General features: G+C 74.6%; 5 protein-coding genes and 1 pseudogene. All 6 read left to right on the top strand.

Annotated elements, in window-relative coordinates; genetic code table 11:
* Nucleotides 1–351: pseudogene (locus ECOMGDLI_RS35565) on the top strand (oxidoreductase); the annotation flags it as partial.
* 14 nt (nucleotides 352–365) lie between these two features.
* Nucleotides 366–932, top strand: a complete 567-nt coding sequence (locus ECOMGDLI_RS28055) for an FMN-binding protein (RefSeq protein ID WP_088320148.1) — start codon at nucleotides 366–368, stop codon at nucleotides 930–932.
* Nucleotides 929–1,786 (top strand): FAD:protein FMN transferase, encoded by an 858-nt coding sequence (locus ECOMGDLI_RS28050; RefSeq protein ID WP_198955247.1) that lies wholly within the window; start codon nucleotides 929–931, stop codon nucleotides 1,784–1,786. The genes ECOMGDLI_RS28055 and ECOMGDLI_RS28050 overlap by 4 nt, the downstream gene beginning before the upstream one ends.
* Before the next feature lie 256 nt (nucleotides 1,787–2,042).
* The gene (locus ECOMGDLI_RS28040; RefSeq protein WP_088320146.1) at nucleotides 2,043–2,750 is read left to right on the top strand and encodes a response regulator transcription factor; all 708 of its coding nucleotides are present in this window, start codon (nucleotides 2,043–2,045) and stop codon (nucleotides 2,748–2,750) included.
* Nucleotides 2,747–4,429, top strand: coding sequence for a cell wall metabolism sensor histidine kinase WalK (locus ECOMGDLI_RS28035; RefSeq protein WP_088320145.1), 1,683 nt, complete (start codon nucleotides 2,747–2,749; stop codon nucleotides 4,427–4,429). The genes ECOMGDLI_RS28040 and ECOMGDLI_RS28035 overlap by 4 nt, the downstream gene beginning before the upstream one ends.
* A 253-nt stretch (nucleotides 4,430–4,682) precedes the next feature.
* Entirely contained in the window at nucleotides 4,683–4,979 is a 297-nt protein-coding gene (locus tag ECOMGDLI_RS28030; RefSeq protein WP_143447991.1) for a hypothetical protein, read from the top strand.
* Nucleotides 4,980–5,973 lie beyond the last annotated feature (994 nt).

The raw sequence follows: 5,973 nt of genomic DNA, 5'->3' as shown, positions 1-5,973 counted from the left end.
CTCGAGGAGCTCCCCGCCCACCCCGGCGACATCACCCTGATCTACCGCGCCCGCGACACCACCGACCTCGTCCTCAAGCACGAGCTCGACACCCTCGCCGCCACCCACGGCCACCGCGTCTACTACGTCCTCGGCCCGCGCGCCCGGCGCCGGGACGGGTCACCCTCCTGGCTGCCCGCCACCGCCGCGCACCTCACCGACGCCCAGGCCCTCACCCAGCTCGTCCCCGACATCGCCGAGCACGACGTCTACCTCTGCGGCGCGGACACCTGGATGGACGCCGCCCGCACCGCCGCCACCGCAGCCGGCGTGCCAGAGACCCGCATCCACGACGAACGCTTCACCTGGTAAGGAGAAGGCACCCCATGCGCAAGATCGCGATCGGCCTCATGAGCACCCTCAGCGGTCTCGTGCTGCTCTTCAGCTACCACACGAGCACCAACTCGGGGACGGCGCTCGCGAGCACCGGGACGACCGGCGGGACGACGGCCGGGCAGTCCGACGGGCAGTCCGACGGGACCGGCTCCGCAGACACGTCGGCCGACGGCTCGACGTCCTCGGACGACTCGACGTCGTCGGGTTCCTCGTCGGGTTCCTCGTCGGGTTCCTCGTCGGATTCGTCGTCCGGTTCGTCGTCGTCCGGCTCCTCGTCGTCCTCCGGCACCTTCACCGGCGACGCGGTCATGACCCGCTGGGGCGTCGTCCAGGTCGAGATCACCGTGAAGAACGGCAAGATCACCACATCGGAGGCGGTCCAGTACCCGCAGGAGAACCACCGGGACGTCGAGATCAACACCTACGCGCTGCCCGTCCTCGCCGAGGAGGTCACCGCCGCCCAGAGCGCCGACATCGACGCCGTCTCCGGCGCCACCGTGACGAGCATGGGCTACATCCAGTCCCTGCAGTCCGCGATCGACCAGGCGCACCTGTGACGTCCCGGACCGCCCGACCCGGGACCGACCCGGCGGCCCCGCCGGCGCTCGACGGCGCGACCCCGATCGTCGAGCAGCCCCGGCGCTCGTTCGTCGAGCAGGTGATGGGGCTGCCGATGAGCGTCCACGTCCGCGGGCCGCTCGCCCGCGACGACCGCGTGGCCCGCGCCGTCGCGACGGCGTTCGCCGACCTGCGGGCCGACGACGCGATGTTCAGCACCTGGAAGCCGCAGAGCCCGGTGAGCCGGGTCCGGCGCGGCGAGCTCCGCCTCGAGGACGCCCCCGAGCGGGTCCGGCGCGTCGCCGCCCTCTGCGAGGAGGCCGCGCGACGCACCGGCGGCGCCTTCTCCGCCTGGCTGCCGACGGCCGGGGGCGGGCACCCTGCGTTCGACCCGACCGGTCTCGTCAAGGGCTGGGCCGCCGAGCAGGCCTTCGACCGGCTCGTCGACCGGCTCGCCGCCCTCGGCCCGCACGACGTGCTTCTCTCGGCCGGCGGCGACGTCGTCGTCGCGTGCGCGCGCACGGACACGCCGGACTGGACGGTCGGCGTCGAGGACCCGCGGGACCGCAGCCGGATGCTGCTGACGGTGCCGCTGCGCCGCGGCGCGGTCGCGACGTCGGGCACGGCGGCGCGGGGCGCGCACATCGTCGACCCGGCGACCGGTGCCGCGCCGTTCCGGCTGCTCTCGGCGACGGTCGTCGGCCCGAGCCTGACCTGGGCCGACGTCTACGCGACGGCGGCCTTCGTGCGCGGCGCGGCCGCCGCGCAGTGGGCGTCGACGCTCGCCGACCACGCGGTGGTCCTCGTCGACGGGTACGGCGCCGTCCGGACGGTCACCGGCCCGCCGTCCTGACCGACCCGCGGCCGCCGGGCCCTCAAGGCGGGCCGCGCCGGGTCCGATCCCGTCAGCATGCACCTGCGGCCCCGGCACGCGTCGCCGACCGCCCCGGCCGTCCTCACGTGGGACGCCGCCCTGGGGCCGTCGGTGCTCCTCGTCGCCGCGATCGTCGCCCTGAGCGTGCCGCCGGCCGACCTCACCCTGCACACCGTGCACGCTCCGCACAGCAGTCTCCCAGCGAGTTCACAGCAGGACGAGAGAGACTGGTCAGGTGGCAGACAAGACCCCTGAGGCGCGGCTTCTCGTCGTCGACGACGAACCGAGCATCCGCGAACTCCTCACCGCGAGCCTGCGCTTCGCCGGTTTCGAGGTGTTCCCGGCCGAGGACGGCGCCGAGGCGCTGAAGCTCGCCGAGCAGCACCGCCCGGACCTCGTCGTCCTCGACGTCATGCTGCCCGACCTCGACGGCTTCACGGTGACCCGCAAGCTCCGCGAGCGCGGCCGGGAGATGCCCGTCCTGTTCCTCACCGCGCGCGACGAGACGATGGACAAGGTGCAGGGGCTCACGGTCGGCGGCGACGACTACGTCACCAAGCCCTTCAGCCTCGAGGAGGTCGTCGCCCGGATCCGCGCCGTGCTGCGCCGCACGGGCGTCGGCGGCGACCCCGACACCGGCCGCCTCGTCTTCGAGGACCTCGAGCTCGACGAGGACTCCCACGAGGTGCGCCGCGCGGGCAAGCTCGTCGACCTGTCGCCGACCGAGTTCAAGCTGCTGCGCTACCTCATGCTCAACCCGAACCGGGTGCTGTCGAAGGCCCAGATCCTCGACCACGTCTGGGCCTACGACTTCAACGGCGAGTCCGGCATCGTCGAGTCCTACATCTCCTACCTGCGCCGCAAGATCGACCACGTCGACCCGCCGCTCATCCACACCCGGCGCGGCGTCGGCTACGTCCTGCGGCTGCCCCCCGAGGCATGAGCGAGCCCACCCGCGGCATCGACGTCGCGGCCTTCGGGCCGGAGCCGGCACGTCCCGGCCCCCGGACCGAGCCCCCGGTGAACCTGTTCGCCGGCCCCGCCCCGGACGCCGTCGACGTGACCCCGGGGGCGGACCCGGCACCGGACGACGCACCGGACGACGCACCGGACGGCCCGGCGCCCGACGACGCCGCGGCCCGGCCCGCCGAGTCGCGGCTCGCGGCGATCCCGCTGCGCACCCAGCTCGTCGCCGTCCTCGTCGGCACCCTGCTCCTCGCGCTCGCGGCGACCGGGTTCGGCGTCCAGTGGGTGCTGCGCGGCTATCTCGTCCAGCAGATCGACGACCAGCTCAGCGCGACCTACGAGCAGGCGGTCGGCGGGGACAACCGGCTGCTGTCCGGCCTGACCCGCACCGACGACGACGACCGCCGCGGACCGGCCCAGTTCGCCACCCGGGTCACCGTCCCGTCCCGGCCGGACCTCAACAGCACCAACGGTTCCGGGCCCGAGCGGGCCACCCCGGTCTTCACCGACATCAGCTACGAGCAGGCCGAGGAGCTCGACGGCGCGGTCTTCCAGCTCGAGTCCGCGGACGGGACGCCGTGGCGGGCCGTCGTCGTGCCGGTCGGCGTCCGCCCCTCCCTGAGCCTGTCGTCGTACCCGGGCACGGTGACGCTCGCCCTGCCGACCTCGCAGGTCGACGCCTCGGTGCGCACCCTGCGGCTGCTCACGCTCGGCATCGGCGGCGCGGCGATCGCCGTTTTCGCGCTGCTCGGCTGGCTGGCGATCCGACGCGCCTTCCGCCCGCTCGTCGAGGTCGAGGAGACGGCCGCGCTCATCGCCGGCGGGGACCTCTCCCGACGGATCCAGGAGCGGCCCACGACGACCGAGGTCGGCCGGCTCACCGCCTCCCTCAACACGATGCTCAGCCACATCGAGGCCGCCTTCCGGGCCAGGGAGGCCTCCGAGGCGCGCACCCGCCGGTTCGCCGCCGACGCCTCCCACGAGCTGAGGACGCCGCTCGCCGCGATCCGCGGGTTCGCCGAGCTGTACCGGCAGGGCGCCGTCCCGACGGACGACGTCCCGCGCACCATGCGCCGCATCGAGGACGAGGCCACCCGGATGGGCGGCCTCGTCGAGGACCTCCTGCTCCTCGCCCGGCTCGACGAGCAGCGACCCGGCCGGGTCGAGCGCGTCGACCTCACGGTGCTCGCCGGTGACGCGGTCCACGACGCCCGCGGCCTCGACCCGAACCGCCCCGTGCAGCTCGTCGGGCTGCGCCCCGGTGTCGGACCGGTCCCGTCGGGCGTCGTCGGCGACGAGGACCGGCTCCGTCAGGTCGTCGCGAACCTCGTCGCGAACGCCGTCCGGCACACCGCGCCCGGTACGCCCGTCGAGGTCGCCGTCGGCACGGAGACGGGCCCGGACGGCACCCGCTCGGCGGTCCTCGAGGTCCGCGACCACGGCCAGGGCCTCTCGCCCGAGCACGCGGCGAAGATCTTCGAGCGCTTCTACCGGGCCGACTCCTCCCGCCAGCGGGGCAAGGGCGGCGGCTCCGGCCTGGGCCTGTCGATCGTGTCGGCCGTCGTGTCCGCCCACCACGGGCAGGTCGGCGTCCGGACGACGCCCGGCGGGGGCGCGACCTTCCGCGTGACCCTCCCGGCCGCGCCGTCCGAGTAGCGCCCCGACCCTCGCGAAAGTTGTTCACCAATCCGGTGATCCCGCTCACGGTTTGCCCGCAGGGCTCGTCCTCGAGGGCGCGGACGCCGACGGAGTGAGAGAATGAAAGCGTTCTCGGACAGGGTGACCGCAACCCGGCACCCCTGCCGAGGGCAGCGGTGGGGCCGCCTCGGAGCGGCCCGCCGAACCTCGCCCGGCGCGACGGCGCGCCGACGGGACCATCCTGGTCACCCCCACAGGAGTGATGATCCACATGTCCGCCCCGATCCACGCCCCCGCCACCACGCGTGAGGCCCGCACCGCCGACCAGCGGTCGCGCTGGACACGCTTCCTCGACGCGGTCGCGCCGGCGCCGAGCCCGAACCGGCTCGTCCCGGTCGCCGAGATCGGCCGCGACAGCCTCTACTTCGTCGAGGAGTGCCTCGCCGACGTCGGGCTGCACGCCGTGGTCCAGCCGGTGGGCTCGATGCCCGGCTCGACGGGCCGCTTCCGCGTCCTCGTCGCGGCCCGCGACCGCGACCTCGCGTCGCAGGTCGTCGGCGTCGCCTGAGACGACCGACCCACCCGCTCCACCACGGGGCGCTGCGGCCACGCCGCGGCGCCCCGTCGCACGTCCGGGCCCCGGCGCCGGACGTCGGCCGTTCGGCCCTCGGGCGTCCGGCGCCGGGCCGTCCCCCGTTGCGGCGTGACCGTTCCCACACCGTGGCGTCGGGCAGCCCCCGCCCGCGCCGGCCCGCGATGATCGTCGTCGGGGCTCCGACCGGCCCGGACGCCGGCGGGCGGAACCGTTGCACCGCAACGGGTCCAGGCCGTCACGAACCGGACCGGTCGTGGATCCCGTTGGGATGCAAGCGTTTTCGCGGACCGGACCCGCCAGGTGTGACGTTCGTTGCATCTGTGTTCGGGAACACAAGTTCGGGGTACGACCTTGACGAGGATGTTCCCGTCGGGAAACGCACCGGACACCTCGGACCGCGAGACTCCTTCCCGCGGGGGCGGCCCGACCGGGCCGCACCCCGCGCCAGCCGCCCGTCCGCACGGGCCGGGTGGTGCCCGACGTACCGCAGGACCGCCGGCTCGCCCGGAACAGCTCGAACCGACACAGCTCGACGAGGAGACGTGGATGACGAACACCAACCAGCCCGCCGACGACGACCGTTCCGTGGGCCTGACGACCGTGGCCAACCCGAAGCGGGTCCGGCTGTCCTCCCCGCCCCTGACCGACACCTCCGACCGGGACTGACCGGAGGACCGCTCGGCCAGGTCCCGCCCCACGGCGGACCCGGCTCGGCCGGCCGGACGCGTGAGCGTCCTGCCGGCCGCCGCGTTTTGGGCCCCGTTCTCCGGCTCGCCGCCCGGGGTGCCGCCGCGGTCACCGGCTCCCAGCCAACTCCCAGGGTCGTCGGATGGTGCGCCCAGCGGCAGGGGGTCATATAGAAGTCACCAAGTCCACGACAGAGGTGACCGCGATGACCCAGACCACGGACCCCCGCCCCGACCACTGGCGCGCCCCCTGGGCGGCGCCGGCCGGCGGCGGCACGCCG

Source organism: Kineosporia sp. R_H_3 (assembly GCF_002198675.1).
Classification (GTDB): Bacteria; Actinomycetota; Actinomycetes; order Actinomycetales; family Kineosporiaceae; genus R-H-3.
This window is presented reverse-complemented; position numbering and strand designations above follow the sequence as displayed.

Excerpts from the sequence above, each read along its gene's own strand:
- ECOMGDLI_RS28055 (WP_088320148.1), top strand. The coding sequence starts at position 366 with ATGCGCAAGATCGCGATCGGCCTCATGAGCACCCTCAGCGGTCTCGTG.
- ECOMGDLI_RS28035 (WP_088320145.1), top strand. The coding sequence starts at position 2,747 with ATGAGCGAGCCCACCCGCGGCATCGACGTCGCGGCCTTCGGGCCGGAG.
- ECOMGDLI_RS28030 (WP_143447991.1), top strand. The coding sequence starts at position 4,683 with ATGTCCGCCCCGATCCACGCCCCCGCCACCACGCGTGAGGCCCGCACC.